18 protein-coding genes are annotated in these 18,482 nt (G+C 31.4%); all 18 read right to left on the reverse strand.

The genetic code is table 11. The annotated features are described in order from the left end of the window. Positions 1-99: 99 nt before the first annotated feature. The 18 genes from FLS47_RS05490 to FLS47_RS05575 all read right to left on the reverse strand — a co-directional run bounded on the left by FLS47_RS05490 (position 100) and on the right by FLS47_RS05575 (position 18,447). Entirely contained in the window at positions 100-873 is a 774-nt protein-coding gene (locus FLS47_RS05490) for a polysaccharide biosynthesis/export family protein (protein WP_149913378.1), read from the reverse strand. A gap of 134 nt (positions 874-1,007) precedes the next feature. Beyond that, positions 1,008-1,970, reverse strand: coding sequence for an MraY family glycosyltransferase (locus FLS47_RS05495; protein ID WP_149913379.1), 963 nt, complete (start codon positions 1,968-1,970; stop codon positions 1,008-1,010). A gap of 6 nt (positions 1,971-1,976) precedes the next feature. After that, entirely contained in the window at positions 1,977-2,876 is a 900-nt protein-coding gene (locus FLS47_RS05500; protein ID WP_149913380.1) for an NAD-dependent epimerase/dehydratase family protein, read from the reverse strand. Position 2,877: 1 nt separating this feature from the next. After that, positions 2,878-3,996: a glycosyltransferase family 4 protein gene (locus FLS47_RS05505; protein ID WP_188347363.1), complete on the reverse strand. Its 1,119-nt coding sequence runs from the start codon at positions 3,994-3,996 to the stop codon at positions 2,878-2,880. 62 nt (positions 3,997-4,058) lie between these two features. Then, positions 4,059-5,198 (reverse strand): non-hydrolyzing UDP-N-acetylglucosamine 2-epimerase, encoded by a 1,140-nt coding sequence (gene wecB, locus FLS47_RS05510; protein WP_149913382.1) that lies wholly within the window; start codon positions 5,196-5,198, stop codon positions 4,059-4,061. Positions 5,199-5,210: 12 nt separating this feature from the next. Beyond that, entirely contained in the window at positions 5,211-6,329 is a 1,119-nt protein-coding gene (locus tag FLS47_RS05515; protein ID WP_149913383.1) for a polysaccharide biosynthesis C-terminal domain-containing protein, read from the reverse strand. Continuing rightward, positions 6,329-6,754 (reverse strand): WxcM-like domain-containing protein, encoded by a 426-nt coding sequence (locus tag FLS47_RS05520; protein WP_149913384.1) that lies wholly within the window; start codon positions 6,752-6,754, stop codon positions 6,329-6,331. The genes FLS47_RS05515 and FLS47_RS05520 overlap by 1 nt, the downstream gene beginning before the upstream one ends. 6 nt (positions 6,755-6,760) lie before the next feature. After that, positions 6,761-7,795 (reverse strand): polysaccharide biosynthesis protein, encoded by a 1,035-nt coding sequence (locus tag FLS47_RS05525; protein WP_149913385.1) that lies wholly within the window; start codon positions 7,793-7,795, stop codon positions 6,761-6,763. 49 nt (positions 7,796-7,844) lie between these two features. Further along, the gene (locus FLS47_RS05530) at positions 7,845-8,951 is read right to left on the reverse strand and encodes a glycosyltransferase family 4 protein (RefSeq protein ID WP_149913386.1); all 1,107 of its coding nucleotides are present in this window, start codon (positions 8,949-8,951) and stop codon (positions 7,845-7,847) included. Continuing rightward, positions 8,941-10,353, reverse strand: a complete 1,413-nt coding sequence (locus FLS47_RS05535; protein WP_149913387.1) for a hypothetical protein — start codon at positions 10,351-10,353, stop codon at positions 8,941-8,943. Before FLS47_RS05535 ends, FLS47_RS05530 begins: the two co-directional genes overlap by 11 nt. Further along, the gene (locus FLS47_RS05540; RefSeq protein ID WP_149913388.1) at positions 10,350-11,753 is read right to left on the reverse strand and encodes an MATE family efflux transporter; all 1,404 of its coding nucleotides are present in this window, start codon (positions 11,751-11,753) and stop codon (positions 10,350-10,352) included. The genes FLS47_RS05535 and FLS47_RS05540 overlap by 4 nt, the downstream gene beginning before the upstream one ends. Next, on the reverse strand, positions 11,743-12,654 hold the full coding sequence (locus FLS47_RS05545; RefSeq protein WP_149913389.1) for a hypothetical protein: 912 nt from the start codon (positions 12,652-12,654) through the stop codon (positions 11,743-11,745). The genes FLS47_RS05540 and FLS47_RS05545 overlap by 11 nt, the downstream gene beginning before the upstream one ends. Beyond that, positions 12,651-13,805: an EpsG family protein gene (locus tag FLS47_RS05550; RefSeq protein ID WP_149913390.1), complete on the reverse strand. Its 1,155-nt coding sequence runs from the start codon at positions 13,803-13,805 to the stop codon at positions 12,651-12,653. Before FLS47_RS05550 ends, FLS47_RS05545 begins: the two co-directional genes overlap by 4 nt. Positions 13,806-13,831: 26 nt before the next feature. Beyond that, on the reverse strand, positions 13,832-14,692 hold the full coding sequence (gene rfbA / locus FLS47_RS05555) for a glucose-1-phosphate thymidylyltransferase RfbA (protein ID WP_149913391.1): 861 nt from the start codon (positions 14,690-14,692) through the stop codon (positions 13,832-13,834). A 16-nt stretch (positions 14,693-14,708) separates the two neighbouring features. Then, a complete protein-coding gene (gene rfbD / locus FLS47_RS05560; protein ID WP_149913392.1) occupies positions 14,709-15,560 on the reverse strand; it encodes a dTDP-4-dehydrorhamnose reductase in 852 nt (283 codons plus the stop codon). 11 nt (positions 15,561-15,571) lie between these two features. Further along, positions 15,572-16,102 carry a dTDP-4-dehydrorhamnose 3,5-epimerase gene (rfbC, locus tag FLS47_RS05565; protein ID WP_149913393.1) on the reverse strand — a complete coding sequence of 177 codons (531 nt, stop codon included), beginning with the start codon at positions 16,100-16,102 and terminating at the stop codon, positions 15,572-15,574. 7 nt (positions 16,103-16,109) lie between these two features. Continuing rightward, positions 16,110-17,162 carry a dTDP-glucose 4,6-dehydratase gene (gene rfbB, locus FLS47_RS05570; RefSeq protein WP_149913394.1) on the reverse strand — a complete coding sequence of 351 codons (1,053 nt, stop codon included), beginning with the start codon at positions 17,160-17,162 and terminating at the stop codon, positions 16,110-16,112. A gap of 1 nt (position 17,163) precedes the next feature. Beyond that, positions 17,164-18,447, reverse strand: a complete 1,284-nt coding sequence (locus FLS47_RS05575; protein WP_149913395.1) for a nucleotide sugar dehydrogenase — start codon at positions 18,445-18,447, stop codon at positions 17,164-17,166. Positions 18,448-18,482 lie beyond the last annotated feature (35 nt).

Here is an 18,482-nt window from a genome sequence, read left to right on the forward strand (position 1 = left end):
CCATTTCCAAAAATAAGCGTACTGTTCAAAAAGTTGTCTTAAATTTAAATCCGATTCTTCTTGAATTGGTTGTTGTGATTCGTTGCTCATTTAAAATATTTAATTACGTACGAAAATAGCTATTAAATCAATAATTACACTTGACACGGAAACAAAGATGGAAGTATTCTGCGTATATTTCGATGATTGTACACGAGCGCCATTAGGCTCTACATATATTACATCATTTTGTGCCAAATAATAAACTGGTGAATTTAAAGCGTCACGTGAGGTTAAGTCTACACGATACTCATTTTTAACACCATTTTGTTCGCGAATCACTAAAACATTACTTCGCACACCATTTATTGTTAAGTCACCAGCAAGCCCAATCGCTTCTAACAATGTAATACGATCATTATTTATTGGATATGTACCAGGTAGCTTCACTTCACCAAGCACGGTAACTCTAAAGTTGCGAATTTCTAAACTGATTCCAGGACTTACAATATATTTACTAACCTCTGTTCTCAAATAATCAATTGCTTCTGTCCTACTCTTACCACCAAGTTTAATTTTACCTAATTTCGGAAAATCAATGAATCCATTATTGTCAATGGCGTAAGTTGGAATGAACGGATTTGTAGTTTGTAATCCAGCAGTAGCACCTTGATATGCTGAAATTTGATTAAATGGCTGAGTTGCACGTATATCATCAGCTGTTACAGAAATAGCTAGAATATCGCCGGCTTGTAATTTAGGCGCATTATTTTCATAGTTTGTCACTAATGTAATACTATCTGATGGCTGGAAATATATAAGGTCTTTCCGTGAAGCACAAGACAATACAGTAAGACTTATAACAAATAATGTATAAAGTATTTTTCTTTTCATAAATTAAAGTTTAATTATACAAAAATTAATTGTGTATTGGCAAAAATAATCATTTTAGTAGTATTATTTATTTTTATAATAAAAAACACCACAGGATAACAAATATGTATAGAATACATTTACTCTATACATATTTAATTTGATTTAACATATTTCTTAACTATGTATGTTTTAAACAGCAAATAGAAAACACTTAATATTGTTAAAAGTATTATCGAGAATCCTAATTGAAAATTAGACGTCTCTTCAGTTACATAAATTATAGCGAAACCTATTACAAGTTGTAAAACACTATAAATGGATGAAATAAACAACTTATTAACCCCAGCCTCATTTCCTAAATATTGATATAAATGTGACCTGTGCGCTTCGAAAATATTTTCGCCACGTAATAGACGTCTTACAATAGTCCAAACCGAATCAACACCATATATCGCTAAAAACAATATATAAATAAAATTACCTGTTTTTAGAATTAATGCACCTAAAGCAAATAAAAGAATAAATGCAATAGACACTGAACCAACATCTCCAGCAAAGCACTTAGCCTTAGTTCTAAAATTAAAGAATGCAAATACTAAAACACTAAACAATGTGTATAGTAACAAGTCTTGAGCAATAAACTCTATTTGCGTATTAACTAGTACCAATAAAATCCCGACCGCTAAACTATAACCAGCCGTTATACCATTTATGCCATCCATAAAATTATAAGCATTGATTACACCTACAATAATTACAAATGATATTAATAAATAATACCATGGAAAAGTAAAAATCTGTAATTCATACGCCATTAATAATACAGAAGAGAAATGAACCAATATTCTTAATTTATTAGATAGTGTCATTATATCATCTGCAAAAGAAACAATTGTCATCAAGGTCAATCCTAGAAAAAACCAAGGGTATTGAAATCCTGATTGGATAAAATAAATCAATGCACCAATATAAAATATTATTCCCCCTCCTCGTAAAGTTATGCGAGAATGAGATGACCTCTCATTAGGTTTATCAATAATATTATAGCGATCCGCGATTTTGAAGTATATCAACTCCAATATAAAAAGTATTGAAAAAATGATTAAATAAATCATTGAATATTAGCTTTTGATAAATGACTTTATAGTTATTTTTAAACCCTCTTCAGCTGACAAGGGTAATTTCTGAATTCCTAGAGCACTTTTAATTTTTGAGTTCGAGACCAACAAGTTTGATGTCAGTTTTTTTAATCTAACAGAATTTAAAGGGATGGGTACAATGTCACCAATCCTAGCTAGACCGATTAATAAAAATTTTGGCAATGCCAAATTTGGCATATTCTTTTTTGTTATTTTCTTTATAATTTCAATGATCTCATTTGTAGATATAGGATCATCATCCGAGATATGATAGATACCTGACTCTAATAACTCTTGTTTAGATATTATTTCTTTAATAAAAAATGTGAAATTATAAATCGAAATAAAAGAACGTTTATTTTTGAAGGAAGATAGGGGATATGGAATTCCCTTTGATATTAATTTATATAATAATCCTAAATTACCCTTATCACCTGGACCATGTACCATAGGTGGCCTAATTATTATTACTTTTTTATTTTCAGGTAATTTTTGTTGCAGCAACCAAACTTCGGCATCTCGTTTTGTTATCCCATAGTAAGATTTTGGATTACAACAATCATTTTCCACGAGGTATTTTTTTGACTCATATTCTTCGACAGCAGCTAGCGAACTTATGTGTATAAATAAAGTTGCAGTTGAATTCAAGAATTCCTTGAATATATCTTGGACTAAAATAACATTCGCATAATGATAATCTTCTAACTTAGCTTTACCATTATGATCGTGAGCCTTACCTACAAGATTAATAATTACATTTGATCTATTAATTTTTTTCTTCCAATCTATTTCTCTTGTAGAAATTAAAATTAAATTTTCACTTAATGCATTTTTAAGATGATGTCCAATAAATCCTGTATGTCCAATAATACCTATACCCATATTAGATAATTTTATTCAATTTAGACAAAACAGTCGATACACTATACTCCTCAATAGCAAGTTTTCTTGCATTATCAGAGAACTTACTATTAATTTCTACTAACGAATTTAGATATTCAACTATCTCCACTTCTTCATTCCAGCTAAATGACATTCCAACGGATTTCTGTTTCACCAAAAGATCAATTTCTGAATACTCGTCTCCAATAAATAAAATAGGCTTCCCAAGGTATAAAAGATTATAAGATTTGGAAGGCACGCCTAAACCATACATATTTGGTGCCAATGAAATTAAACCTATATCAAAACAATTTAAAAATTTAGATTGTTCGCTTCTATTTTTAGATCCTAATATTAAAACGTTTTTAATGTCATTGTTTAATACAAATTCTTCAATCAGCGGGCTTTCAGCTCCCTCACCAATAAGCAAAAGTACTAGCTTATGATTATCTACCTTATTGAAAATTTTTACGAAATCAAAGATATTCTGAACTCTACCTATATTTCCTGCAAAACCAATAACAATTTTTTCATCCAAATTAACCCCTAAATAATCATTTCTATTAATATTTGGATTATAAACAAGATCACTATCAAACCAATTTTCTACAATATGAACATTATGAGGCTTTTTGGATTTAGAAACTACTAATTCTTGCATATCTCGACCTAAAACAATTAGTTCATCAGCCTGAGCATATGACCAATCATACACTTTTTTAACTAATGAATAAAATAGCGAATTATTTCTTAAAACTCCTGCAGGAACCGCATTTTCTGGGAAAACATCATGTACAAGTAAGACATATTTAAATCTGATTATTTTTCTTAATATTGCCAGAATGATGACTAACAAAAATGGATTAGTTACTCCAAATACAGTGTCGTTTTTCGTTACATGCTTTAGAATCTTAAGAGTAAAAGATAATGAAACGCGAATTGCTCCCAAAATTCTAGATGAAGATCTATTCTTATTTACTTTTGGGGTATCACATAAAATCATATTAATGTTATTGATTTCACTATCATCATCAGCACTAACATTACTATCGTAAGCAGCAGAAGAACAAATAACTGAGACATTTCTCGATGAAATAAAATATCTCGCTATCTCAGTCATTATATATGCTGTAGATGTTTTGTTAGGATAAAATAACTCTGTAATAAAAAAAATATTTCGCATTATATCTCCTCTGACCAAACAGTTCTTTTAATATAATCTGTGTATGATATAATTATACGAACAACCTTATCCGAGACATTTGGCATTGAATAATCCGCTACTGGTCTGAAATTACGTTCTTCCCCTACTTTTTGCTGCAAAACTTGTGTTAAACCTTGTAAAATTCTTTCAGGCGACAAACCTACCATCATTACAGATGCTTCCTCCATTGCTTCAGGTCTTTCATGTGCTTGACGAATATTTAGAGCACGGAAGTTCAAAATTGATGATTCTTCTGAAATAGTACCTGAGTCTGATAATACAGCATATGCACGTTTCTGCAACGCATTATAATCGTGAAAACCTAGGGGTTTTAAGAATTGTACCTCTGGACGCATTTGAATTTTCATTTTATCAATCATATTCTGCGTACGAGGATGCGTAGACACAATGATTGGGTACTCGTATTTCTCTGCAATAGCATTAAGTGATTCCATTAATCCACTGAAGTTTTTCTCTGAGTTAATATTTTCCTCACGATGAGAAGATACCACAAAAAATTTACCTTCTTCTAGATTTAATTTTTCTAACACATTAGAAGCATCAATTTCAGGTAAATAATGTGTTAATACTTCGTACATTGGAGAACCAGTTTTTATTATACGGTCGGCTGGTAAACCTTCACGCAATAAATATTCCCTTGCAATATCAGAATATGTCAAGTTAATATCCGAAGTATGATCTACAATCTTACGATTGGTTTCTTCTGGTACACGTTGATCAAAACATCTATTACCAGCTTCCATGTGGAAAATCGGAATATGACGTTTTTTAGCAGGAATAGCACACAAACAAGAGTTTGTATCTCCTAAAACTAAGAATGCATCAGGTTTTAATTCTTCTAATAAAGGATCAATTTTAATAAGAATATTACCGACAGTCTCTGTAGCTGTTTTTCCAGCAGCTTCTAAGAAATAATCTGGCTTACGAAGCCCCAAATCTTCAAAGAAAATTTGATTCAACTCGTAATCATAATTTTGTCCTGTATGAACTATAATATGTTCGACAGCGTCAGACGCATCCAATGCCATTAATACACGTGATAATCTAATAATCTCAGGTCGTGTACCAACAACCGTCATTACTTTTAATCTTTTCATTATATAATGTTGTTATACTGTTTCAAAATAGGTGTCTGCATCTTCTGGGTTAAAAGGTTCATTTATCCAAAAAATGGTATACAAATCTTCTTCACCAATGTTTTTAATATTATGTGTATACCAAATTGGCATATCCACATAACTAGGTTCCTGACCGTCTAAATAAAAATCCAACACTTCATCAGTTCCAACTTTTCGGAGTTGAATTAACGCTTTACCTTTAATTACTGCAAAACGCTCTATCTTACGTGTGTGATAATGATTTCCTCTAGTTATACCAGATACAGTAGTGGAAAATGAACATTGTCCGCCTATACCTAAACGTATGACTTCGACAAAAGCTCCTCTTGGATCTATATGTTGTGTAAATTTTACAGGATAACGGGAGTTATGATCTATATAAGATCTAAAAGTATTGAACAAATTATGCTCAAACGCATTATTTAGTACTGGTATCACTCCACCATCTAAATACTTAACTTTATAATCGTTTAATAAATGTAAAACTTCAGAAACTTTTTTTATTGCAGTAGGCTCTATTGATAGTAACGGTGTTGATTTCTCCCCACGTATTTCTGCTATAATAAGATTAACCAACTCTTGCACATAGATTAGTTTGACCTCCCCATCATTCGCAATTGTTGGTGTCTCCCCATGCGTCAATTGATGACAAAATGTAGCTATAAAAGAATTGTAAAATGGTCTTCCGAAAGCACCGAATACATTAGGAATTAGTAAACCTGATACTTTACCTTCTTGCGCCGAAGTCCAATTGATTAATGCTTCACGACCTTCTTTCTTTGATCTGCCATACAAATTATCTCTCTCTTCTTGCGTAGAGGAAGATATAAGTACATGCGGTTTTGAATTTGTTCGTTCAAATGCAGCAATTAATTTGTGTACTAAACGAACATTCGTTTCGTAAATTACTTGTTCACTTTCGTGACGATTCATCGCTGCTAAATGCACAATAGCGTCACATTGCGATACGAAAGTGTCTAAATCAGATTCATCTTCAAAAAACTCCTTATGAAATTCTATAACCTCAAATTCTTCTGGAGTCAATTTCAATGTATTGTATAAATGGTTACCTACAAAACCATTCTGTCCGGTTATACCAATTTTTTTCATTATTTAATTTTATTTACGAAATAGTCTAACGAATAAGTATAATCGTCATTTACTGCATTCTCTATAGGATAATCTGAAAAAACAAGCAATTCACTATCAGCTTCGAGTGCTTGGAACGCTGTAGCATAACCAGCAGATATATGAAGGACCGTATGTTCTTCAGCTTTTAAAATTTCTCTTCGTACTGGTAAATCTTCCGAAGTCTGCTCCCAGTTATCCACTTCGACAATGTCAATAGAAAAAGATCCTGAAAGAACATAAAACCACCGTTGCTCAATACGATGCGCCCTCCAACCTCTTACCAAATCAGTGTCTGAATTTTTAATTATATAAAAACGCTTGACCAATGACATGTCAAAATCATTCACAAATCGAATTTGACCTCTTTGATCTTTAGCTATGCCACCTTGTATAAAATCAATCATAGTATATTAATATGGGTATTGCATTACATCTTCTCCGAAAACCTCTTTACGAATCAAAGGTAATTTAGATACCAATTGCTTTAATCCTTCCACTCCTTGCTGTTCTGTATTATGTGAATGGTAGTCTTCTATTTTAGAAATATCTTGTTCTCCTTCAGAAAAATACTTCGCATAGTTCAGATCTCTATTGTCAGCTGGAACACGATAAAAATCACCCATATCCTCAGCCTTTATCATTTCTTCACGGGTACACAATGTCTCATATAATTTTTCGCCATGTCTTGTACCAATAACCTTTATAGGCACTTCTTTACCTGTCAATTCAATCAACGCTTTAGCTAAATCCCCAATCGTTCCTGCAGGAGCTTTATTTACAAATAAATCACCAGGATTGGCATGTTCAAACGCAAACAACACTAAATCAACAGCATCTTCTAATGACATAAAGAAACGTGACATATTCGGATCTGTAATCGTAATAGCGTCTCCTTTTTGGATTTGGTTTAAAAATAATGGAATAACAGAACCACGAGATGCCATTACATTTCCATAACGTGTTAAGCAAACCACAGTGTCTGTCAAATTACGAGCCTCCGCGACTGCAACTTTTTCCATCATCGCTTTAGAAATTCCCATAGCATTGATAGGATAAGCAGCTTTATCTGTAGAAAGACATATAACTTTTTTAACGTCATTCGACGCTGCTGCACGAATAACATTTTGTGTTCCTTCTACATTGGTCTTTACCGCTTGCATAGGAAAAAATTCGCACGAAGGAACTTGTTTCAAAGCCGCAGCATGGAATATATAATCTACACCACGTGTCGCAGGCTCCACAGAAGAAAAATCACGAACATCTCCTATATAATACTTGATTTTATCGTTTTTATATAAATTACGCATATCATCTTGCTTCTTCTCATCACGAGAAAATATACGTATTTCGCAAAAATGATCTGTATGTAAAAAACGATTTAACACAGCTGTCCCGAAAGAACCAGTGCCACCTGTAATTAATAATACTTTATCTTTTATTTTCATGACCTTATCTTGTTAAATAGTGAAAATTATATTTTAAATAACTGTAGCTTTAACTTATACGAACATTCGACCAAATATTTGACATAATATTCCAGACTTTTTCAATGCTATAATTTGAAGTTACCTTATCTCGAGCCCTAATGCCATAAGTATGTCTCAAAGAGATATCATTTAGTAGTAATTCAATATTATTAGTTAATGATTTTACATCTTTAGGATCAATCACAACGCCACAGGAATTTTCAGTATATATATCCATCATCTCTGGAATCGCACCTACCTTAGTAGTAATAATAGGACATGAGCAAGCCATACTTTCTAAAATAACATTAGGAAATCCTTCTGTATAAGTAGGCAAAACAAATATTCCGCAGGTCAGCATCTCGCTAATCGTCTCCTCAAAGGACTTTTCACCTAAAAATAGATATTTTTCATTTTTATCTCCCATTCTTGACTTTAATTCTCGCTTGATTTCTTCAGAAGCGTGTCCAACAATTCTAACAGTTATTCCAGAAATTTCTAATGTGGATTCAATCAATTCAAAAATTCCTTTCGTTGGCACGACATGCCCAGCAAATAAAATTGTATCTCTTGATCGCTTTTCACTTGAGTAACTAATTATATCCTCAATTTGAGGAGCGACAGGATTTGGCAGGTAATAAACCTTTATCTCATCGCTAATTATAGTATTATAAGTATTCCTATCAATTACTATAATTACGTCTGCTAATTTCATTACAATTTTTAACAAATAAAATTCCCAATTACGCTTGTCATAAAGTTCCGGAATTCTACCAAATCGAAAGTGAATAATAGATCTACTTTTGAATATTTTACTGATCAATATAATTAAAACATCCTTTATTAATCCAAATGATCCACTACTTACCAAATGAATTATATCATATCTTGTTTTTAGTAGATGCATTGCAAACCGACATATTATATTCAAATAATCAAATATTCCTAATAATATTCTTTTAAGGATAAAAGTATTTGCTTGAATTTTTTGAGCTCTACTAATTGAAAAAAGACTAAGATCTATATCAGTATTTACTTTTATAGCATCATAGTACGTCATTATGTGACCAGTCCAGCGTGATATTCCACCAACATTCCCCTTATAAGGCGAGCATAATAGAACCTTAGTTTTCATCTAGACTTAATTTTAATTTTTCCCATTCCTTTAGCGACATTTTTTTATCCAACAAGCTGTTTATCAAAGTATTTTTCTTGTTTAACAACTTCCCATTAACAAGTTTTTGCATCCAATAGTATTCATCCTGTCCTGCACTAAAAGCTTCCCACCTTAAAGATGAATATAAAGTATTTATCTTTCTATGAATTAAAGAATTATAGAAATCACCACGGTTAATTTTTGTAAATTCCCAAGAACCTTTGCCATTGTTAAATTCAGTCATGTCACTTTTTTTAACGTCCGCATAACTCCACATACCATACCCCCCTAAGTTATATCTTATCGCCTTCCATGGTAATTCTAGATACCTCCTTGGATGATTATCATTACCTGATGATACATTTGTTTCATAATTGAGAATCATTTTAGGATTCTTGCCTAGAGATATCACTTTTTTAAGCAACTCATCATTTCTTATATGTACCTGAACGAAATCATATTCTAAAGCTAAATTTTCTGAACCTAACTTATGTAAGGTTATGAATGTCTTTACAGAAATATTTTTACTTTTTAAATATTTAACAAATTTACTAGACTCCTTGATATTGAAATCTGATGGTTCATCAAAAGGATATAATAATATTTTATTGGGTGATATATTATTCTTAATAAAAGTTTTTTGAATTTCTTGAAACCAAAAAGGAAATTTAAGTTTCCATGAATTAGACAAAATACTAGACTTTTTATCTTGATATCCACTCAAATAAATACAATAATAATCAAACTTATTTCCTAATGTTTTAAGATAACTATCGAGTTTTGCTATCTCATTTCTGTTAATGTCCAAACTAGGTTGAGCATACCCTGGAATAACTATAAAATTAATGTGATGCCTATACAGGTCATCAACAACACTAGTATTAAGTCCCTTTATAAGATAATTATAGTCTAAATAGGCCCAAACATTTGAATTTAATTTACCATATGAATTTATAGGAGAGATTTTTATTTTTTTTAAATACTCTTTTGTACCTCGTTTAAAACCAATTTTTAATTTCACGTTTTTAACCCCACTTTTCTTACCTATAAATTTTATCAAAAATAAATTTTCGCCATTGTAAGAAATATTTGGCTTGTAAGGAATTAGCACATCCATTTTGCCTGACTGATCAGTAGGTAAATAGAAAATCTCACTTGCTATATCATCGGAAATAATACTTATATTTTTTATAGAGTTTCCAGGAGCAGAAACCACTTTTAAAATTCTATAAGCCGTGCCATTGATATAAAGAGGTACCGCTGATATGTCATCCTCAATTAAGTGACTTTTACGATTTTCCCATGGAAGATACCATTTAACTGTTTGGCTATATAAACCATATGTCTGAATTAATAATATGAAAATTATAATATATCTCATATAACATCTTTCCTTAAAAAAAGATTTAAAAAACCCTTATTATATAAAAATATTAAATAAACTATCAACAAAGCAAAGTATAAGTATGGCGCTATTAAACTAACCCATAAATTAAGTAGTATAAAAGATATACTAATTAGAATAGGTAAGATTAAATCCAAAGAAAAATCTATGTTTAATTCTCTTCTTAAGAAGTACTCACATAAAATGTATCTAAAAATTACAGAAAAAACCAATGAGTATAACACATAATTAATATTAGCCAAATAATAAACAGTTATTAAAGACATAAAAAGACTTATAGCTAATGCTATAATATTTACTTTGAAAAGTAATTTTTGCTTCCTAATGACTTTATAATATGTGTTAAATAAAATTTGTATTTTACCTTCAAACAAACAAATTGGTAATAGTATTATTAATGCATCAATACTTTCTTGATAATTATCAAAATAATTATTTATTACCCATTTCAGTGGGTAATAACCTAATATTGCAACAAGAAAAAATCCATTTAAAAAACTATCTAAAGGTCTAAAATAAGTCGATATTTTTTTTAATGATAAGGTTCTCAGAAGAGGGAAAATAACCAAACCCAGCTGAGCAATAAACACAATAAATAAATTGACCATAGATATTGAAAAGGAGAGTTTACTAAAAGCTAGAATCCCGAAATTACCTTCCACAAAAAATCTTGTATTGCCAATAATTAATGAACTAAAAATATTGGAAAACATTAAATACAATCCATTTATAATGTAAAGCTTAAATATCAATAGATTTCTAGAGTCGAAATATTCTAATCTAAATATTTTGGATTTTAGAACTATTATCAAATAGATTACTGAAATAGATCTTGCTAGTATATAAAAAAGGATCAAATCAAACAACTGTAGATTGAATACAAAATACATGAAGGGAATACCTAAGATCAATAGCATTTTCTCAATTAACATTCCTGTGGAATACTTTTTTATTTCATTAGTTGATAATAGTATGTAATATAAATATGTTTGAATATTCGTAATAAGCAGAAATATCGCCAAAAACTTAACCATGCTTACTTTTATTGCATCATCCACTAATGATAAACTTATTCCAAAAAACAAAATGGATACTAAAAATTGAATAATAAAATAATTTAAAAATTGATTTGAAGTATTATTCGTATTTAATGAATTTAATTTTCTTCCGCCTAATTTTAAATACAATCCATCACATATCCCAAAGTGCATGAAACCGAAATAATTAGAGTATAATATAAACAATTGCCAATATCCATAATCACTAACATCAAATATTTTAGTAACTCCAATTGAGAACATTAAACTGACAATTATGGAAGATAATTGCGCAATTAATGTAAATGAAACATTTTTTAATATCGAACTATTTTTCATTTACAAGCCTCTCTAACCAATTCGGGAAATCATATTTAATTAAAATATCATGAGGAATTTTTTCATAAGGTAAATTAAGAAAATTCGGCAAATTTTCTAAAGTTTCTTCCTCTAATATAAATATATTTGATGGGCGATAAAAATCATATAATTTCACATATTTGTTATTGGTAATTATTTTCTTATCAAAGAATAATCCCTCCATTATCCGTAATGTCAACCCACTTTGCCCCTCTTGATTAAAATCTAAGAGAATATTATACTTTAATAATTCTGCTATTACAGATTCATAAGCTAACTTCGGCTTATAAATAAATTCGCTATTAGTAGAAGTTTTATCTCTTACAACATGAAGAATTAATTCAACACCAACCTTACTTAACTTTTTCTTCAAATCTAAAAGCTCCCCAAGCCTACCCTTATCTTGCCCCAGGAAAAATGCTTCTTTCGAATTTTTTAATTGAACTTTGGTGAAAGTTTTATTGTTTACAAATTCTTTAAAGTAGTATGTATTATTAAAAGCAATGTTGTAGTTTTTCGAATCAATTAAATCAAAAGAAACTTTTTTCCATCTTGGAGATAGAACAGGATTACCCATTTTTAAAACAGGATTCCAATACCACAAAATTAATTCACTGCTAGATTCAGCCCACTTTTCAATATACGATAATACTTTTATATTAAACTGATTGGCAGATATAATTATAATATCATAATTACGCAAATTTGTTCTCAACAAAGGATTAATCCAAATAAATTTAAAAGGTAAATTAAAGTAGAACCATAAGAAACGTAGGGCTTTTAAGGGTTTGGATATCTTTATATATAATTCTACACTATTCACATATTTATCATGTACATCCTTAAACTGAGTAATTCCTAAAAACAAGATTTGCATCATAGATTCCCTTCAAATTGATTATAAAAAAAAGTTTCTCTTGTATCATGAATACGTTCATCAAAAATCGTATAAAAAGGAGTATATAAGTCATATCTATTTACACCTTTAATCTTCGCTAATTCACTTCTATCCTGGAAAAAATAATGCAATTGAAACAAAATCAGAAATCCAACACAAAATTGAACTTTCAGAAAAGTTAGGGTATATATATTTCTCTTAAAATAAAAAATATATAAAATATTTATACAGTAAATCAGAATTGGTATAGATAGATAATTTAAAAACCTATAAATTCCAGGAATAAATGAACCACATATCCCTATTATTATATATGGAAAAATAAATTTTTCAAAAACACTCGAGATATTTTTTGACTTAGCTAAAGAAAATATTAAGAATACAGGTATAAGTTTTAACAATTGATATAATGTACCAATTACACTAAATTCCTTATTCAAGTAAAATAACGAATTAGAACCAAATAATTTATCAATACCTATAGAAAATAAAAAATTACCTGTAGATAAAAAACCCACAATTGTACTTGAAAATACAAATAAGGCAATTTGGTAAGATACCTTTAAGTTTAACGAAAACAATGGTAATGTAAAAAGTATAAGAGCAGAATTATGAAAAGTTAATGCTAAACAGCATAAAAGATAATATTTTATCCAACTCTTTTTTAAAAACAAAGGAATTGCAATTAAAAAAACTGCTACTGCGAGTGCCTCTCGTAAAATCTCCATATTGAAATATAAAAAATACAGAAAAAAATAGAAAGGTAAGATAAAGTACTTATTAAGTGAATATCTTGCCATGAACCAAAATATTACACTATTAACGATTATCGCATGTAATAATTGAAATGTGTAAAAAGAATCATTAATACTTTTTGAAATTGCATTAAATATATACCAAGATGGATTATACTGAGCTTCCTTAAAATTAAAAGTAAATAATTCTTTCACTGTGGGGTATTCAAAAAACTTATCATAATAAGCTAATGTATCTCCTCCTACCCTATATCTTATTGCACATATTATAATAAGACAGATGAGTATAAAAAAATATGCAAAACCAAATTGATTCTTCCTATTTATATTTATAAAACTTATAAACACCAGAAAAATAAAAATAATGGAAAGAAACATAACAATTCTATAAGTTATCTAAGATTTTACTTTGAAATATTAATTAAATATTCCCCATACCCCGATTTACGAAGTGGCTCAGCTACTCTAATAAGTTGTTCTTTTGAAATATAACCCATTCGGTACGCGACTTCTTCTATTGCACCGATTTTCATGCCTTGACGCTCTTCAATCACTTGAACAAATTGTCCTGCTTGCATCAAAGATTGAATAGTACCAGTATCTAGCCAAGCCGTACCGCGATCAAAAACACCTACTTTTAATTTACCTCGTTTTAGGTATTCCTTATTAACATCGGTTATTTCTAACTCACCGCGGTGAGATGGTTTGATATTTTTTGCTATTTCTACTACATCATTGTCATAGAAGTATAGACCAGGCACAGCATAATTTGATTTAGGCTGTAATGGCTTCTCTTCAATTGATACTACATTATTATAGGCATCAAATTCAACCACGCCATAACGCTCTGGATCGTTAACTTGATATGCAAATACAACTCCACCTTCCGGATCAGCACAGGATTGTAATAATTTAGACATTCCTGATCCATAAAATATATTATCGCCCAATATTAACGCAACTTTATCGTCTCCAATAAACTCTTCGCCTAAAATAAAAGCTTGCGCTAAACCATCTGGAGAAGGTTGAACTTTATACGAAAACTTACATCCAATCTGAGATCCATCTCCTAATAATTTTTCAAAATTTGGTAAATCTTGAGGGGTAGAAATGATTAAAATTTCACTAATACCTGCCAACATTAATGTTGACAACGGATAATAAATCATTGGTTTATCATACACAGGCATCAGTTGTTTTGACACTGCTAATGTCAAAGGATGCAGACGAGTTCCGGATCCCCCGGCAAGAATAATTCCTTTCATTTCAGAATATTTATAATTAGACTTTTGCAAGCATTTCGTTCAAACTATCTTTCCAAAATGGCACTTGAACACCAAAAGTTGATTTTATTTTCGTCTTATCTAGTAAAGAGAATTTTGGACGTTTTGCGGGTGTTGGGTAAGCTGAAGTGGGAATAGCATTTATAACGCAGTCTAGATTTTTGATTTCTTTGATTGCTACAGCAAAATCAAACCAAGATATTTCACCTTCATTGCTAAAATGGTAGATACCCGATTCCCAATTTTCGCCATCAATGATATTAACAATTGCTTTCGCTAAATCTAATGCATAAGTTGGAGATCCAATTTGATCTGCGATTACAGAAATTTCATCACGCTCACCCATCAAACGAATCATCGTTTTTACAAAATTATGTCCATAAGTCGAGTAAACCCAAGCCGTACGTATAATTATTGCATCGGTAAGATTAGCTTGAATGACTTGTTCCCCCTTTAATTTAGTCTCACCATACACATTTATTGGACTTACATTTGTCGATTCTTTTAAAGGGATGGATGAATTTCCATCAAAAACATAATCCGTTGAAATAGCTATAAGTTTAGCTCCATATTGTTTGCAATATTTTGCTATCTCTCCTGAAGCTAGGTGATTTACTTTATCAGCAATCTCTACCTCCGTCTCTGCCCTATCAACAGCGGTATACGCTCCTCCATGAATAATTATATCTGGGCTGTAACTACGTAGCCCTTCGATAATACCCTCAATATCATCAAGTGCTAATTCTTCGCGATCTACGAAAAAAGTGTCTAAATCTTCTCTGCCCTGGTAAAGATCTTTTAACTCAGATCCTAATTGACCAGCTCCACCTGTTATAAGAATTTTTTTCATTGATATTCGCTTTAAAATGCTCTTGCCTCTTTATCCTTATCGGATAAAATGATTTTATCTAATGGAATCTGCCAATCTACTGCTAATGTGCTATCTAATGGATGAACGCCATCTTCTGAAGCCTTATTATAAACATTATCGCATTTATAGAAGAAAGTAGCTGTTTCGGAAAGAACAGCAAATCCATGTAAAAAGCCTCGTGGAATATATAATTGTCTGTTGTTCTCAGCCGATAATTCTACTGCTACATGCTCCCCATAGGTTGGTGAACCTTCACGAACATCTACTGCAACATCAAGAACTTTACCCTCTAAAACTCGTACTAATTTGGCTTGAGCATACTCACCAACCTGCTGGTGTAAACCGCGCACAACACCGTAACTCGATTTTGATTGATTATCTTGTACAAAATCAGAATTAGCACCTGTTAGTTCTTCAAATTTTGCTTTACTAAAAGCTTCAAAAAAATAACCTCTACTATCCTCAAATATAGTTGGCTCCAATATAAAGCAGCCCTTTAACTTCGTTTCGATCGCCTTCATTTTTCTACTACTTACTATATTGGGTATCGTAATATTTTTGGTAATCACCTGATGTAACATTATCAAGCCATTCTTGGTTTTCTAAGAACCAATCAATAGTTTTTGATAAGCCTTCTTCAAATGTTACCGAAGGTTGGTAGCCTAATTCCTGATTTATTTTAGTCGCATCTATCGCATAACGCAAATCATGACCAGGTCTATCTTTTACAAATGTGATTAATTGAGATGCAGTCCCTTCTGGGCGACCTAATTTTTCGTCAACTTGTTTACATAGCTCTTTTACCAAATCGATGTTTTGCCACTCATTAAAACCACCAACATTGTAGCTATCCCCATTTTTTCCATTATGATAAACTAAGTCGATAGCCTTAGCATGGTCAATTACGAATAACCAATCTCTAGTAAATTTACCATCACCATAAATTGGCAGGGGCTTGTTATTTAAAATATTATGAATACAAAGCGGTATTAATTTTTCTGGAAAATGGTTTGGACCATAGTTATTTGAGCAATTAGTCAAAACTATCGGTAGACCGTATGTATCGTGATAAGCTCTTACGAAATGGTCGGAGGATGCTTTTGACGCCGAATAAGGCGAGTGTGGATCATAAGATGTCTGTTCTGTAAACAAACCCGTATCACCTAACGTTCCGTAAACTTCATCTGTAGAAACATGATGAAATCTCTTACCTTCAAAGTTATCTTTCCAAATCTCTTTTGCAGCATTCAACAAGTTTACTGTTCCTATCACATTTGTCATCACAAATGCCGTAGGATTGGTAATCGAACGGTCCACATGAGATTCAGCAGCCAAGTGAATGACACCGTCTGGCTGATGTTCTTTGAAAATAGATAATATGTGCTCAGCATCAGTAATATCAGCCTTTACAAACGTATAGTTCTTACTATCCTGAATATCTTTTAGGTTTTCCAAATTACCTGCATACGTTAATGCATCCAAATTAATTATTTGGTATTCTGGATATTTCGTAACAAATTCACGTACTACGTGAGAACCAATAAAGCCAGCTCCGCCGGTAATAATGATCTTTTTACTCATATTATAATTTATTATCCGCTTTATCTGCTAATATTCCCTTTACATCATACACTATATTAGTATCCGATTTGAGGGAATTCAAGTCAATATTTAAAAATTCTCTATGGGACACACCTAATACGATAGCATCGAATTTTGCTGATGGCAATGATGTAACCGATTCAATACCATATTCATGTTTTACTTCAGCTGGGTTGGCCCATGGATCATAAGTGGTTACTTTCAAACCATAATCTTCTAGCGCTGCTATGACATCTACAATCTTCGTGTTACGCACATCTGGACAATTTTCTTTAAATGTAATCCCCAACATCAAAACTTCAGCACCATTTACATTAATTCCCTTTTTAATCATAGTCTTCACCACTTGAGAAGCTACATATTCTCCCATTGAATCGTTCAGACGACGACCAGCAAGAATAATTTCAGGGTGATAACCATGTTCTTGAGCTTTCTGCGCCAAGTAGTAAGGATCTACACCAATACAGTGTCCTCCAACCAATCCTGGTTTGAAAGGTAGAAAGTTCCATTTTGTCCCTGCTGCTTCGAGTACATCATGAGTATTGATACCTAAAATATTAAAGATTTTTGCCAACTCATTGACAAAAGCAATGTTTATATCACGTTGTGAGTTTTCGATAACTTTAGCTGCCTCTGCAACTTTGATAGTAGGCGCTAAGTGCGTACCTGCTGTAATTACAGATTTATATACTTCATCTACTACTTTACCTACCTCAGGAGTAGAACCCGCAGTTACTTTCAATATTTTTTCTACTGTATGCTCTTTATCCCCAGGATTAATACGCTCTGGTGAGTATCCAGCAAAAAAATCAACATTAAACTTTAAACCAGATACACGCTCTAAAACAGGAATACATTCTTCCTCAGTTACACCAGGATATACAGTCGATTCATATACTACTATGTCACCCCTTTTCAACACTTTTCCAACAGTCTCCGAAGCTTTGTATAATGGAGTTAAATCAGGTCTATTGTTTTTATCGACTGGTGTAGGAACTGTTACAATATAAAAATTTGCTTCTTCAATATCATGCAATTGATTAGAACACCATAAACCAGCATTAGCTTTTGTAAAAGGATTTTCATTGACCAAAACAGCCTGCAGAATATCATCTTCAACTTCCATTGTGAAGTCTTTACCAGTGCGTAATTCATCTATACGTTTCTGGTTTATATCAAATCCTACCGTGGGATATTTAGTTGCAAATAAACGGGCTAATGGTAATCCAACATATCCTAAGCCTATAACTGCTATTTTTCTCATTGTTTATTAAGTTTTCTATATTCTAAATATTGAAT

The sequence above is a fragment of the Sphingobacterium cavernae genome, from assembly GCF_008520265.1.
Taxonomy (GTDB): domain Bacteria; phylum Bacteroidota; class Bacteroidia; order Sphingobacteriales; family Sphingobacteriaceae; genus Sphingobacterium; species Sphingobacterium cavernae.

Coding starts and splice junctions, on each gene's coding strand:
- FLS47_RS05490 (WP_149913378.1), bottom strand. CDS start 873: ATGAAAAGAAAAATACTTTATACATTATTTGTTATAAGTCTTACTGTA.
- FLS47_RS05495 (WP_149913379.1), bottom strand. CDS start 1,970: ATGATTTATTTAATCATTTTTTCAATACTTTTTATATTGGAGTTGATA.
- FLS47_RS05500 (WP_149913380.1), bottom strand. CDS start 2,876: ATGGGTATAGGTATTATTGGACATACAGGATTTATTGGACATCATCTT.
- FLS47_RS05505 (WP_188347363.1), bottom strand. CDS start 3,996: ATGACTGAGATAGCGAGATATTTTATTTCATCGAGAAATGTCTCAGTT.
- wecB (WP_149913382.1), bottom strand. CDS start 5,198: ATGAAAAGATTAAAAGTAATGACGGTTGTTGGTACACGACCTGAGATT.
- FLS47_RS05515 (WP_149913383.1), bottom strand. CDS start 6,329: ATGAAAAAAATTGGTATAACCGGACAGAATGGTTTTGTAGGTAACCAT.
- FLS47_RS05520 (WP_149913384.1), bottom strand. CDS start 6,754: ATGATTGATTTTATACAAGGTGGCATAGCTAAAGATCAAAGAGGTCAA.
- FLS47_RS05525 (WP_149913385.1), bottom strand. CDS start 7,795: ATGAAAATAAAAGATAAAGTATTATTAATTACAGGTGGCACTGGTTCT.
- FLS47_RS05530 (WP_149913386.1), bottom strand. CDS start 8,951: ATGAAAACTAAGGTTCTATTATGCTCGCCTTATAAGGGGAATGTTGGT.
- FLS47_RS05535 (WP_149913387.1), bottom strand. CDS start 10,353: ATGAGATATATTATAATTTTCATATTATTAATTCAGACATATGGTTTA.
- FLS47_RS05540 (WP_149913388.1), bottom strand. CDS start 11,753: ATGAAAAATAGTTCGATATTAAAAAATGTTTCATTTACATTAATTGCG.
- FLS47_RS05545 (WP_149913389.1), bottom strand. CDS start 12,654: ATGATGCAAATCTTGTTTTTAGGAATTACTCAGTTTAAGGATGTACAT.
- FLS47_RS05550 (WP_149913390.1), bottom strand. CDS start 13,805: ATGTTTCTTTCCATTATTTTTATTTTTCTGGTGTTTATAAGTTTTATA.
- rfbA (WP_149913391.1), bottom strand. CDS start 14,692: ATGAAAGGAATTATTCTTGCCGGGGGATCCGGAACTCGTCTGCATCCT.
- rfbD (WP_149913392.1), bottom strand. CDS start 15,560: ATGAAAAAAATTCTTATAACAGGTGGAGCTGGTCAATTAGGATCTGAG.
- rfbC (WP_149913393.1), bottom strand. CDS start 16,102: ATGAAGGCGATCGAAACGAAGTTAAAGGGCTGCTTTATATTGGAGCCA.
- rfbB (WP_149913394.1), bottom strand. CDS start 17,162: ATGAGTAAAAAGATCATTATTACCGGCGGAGCTGGCTTTATTGGTTCT.
- FLS47_RS05575 (WP_149913395.1), bottom strand. CDS start 18,447: ATGAGAAAAATAGCAGTTATAGGCTTAGGATATGTTGGATTACCATTA.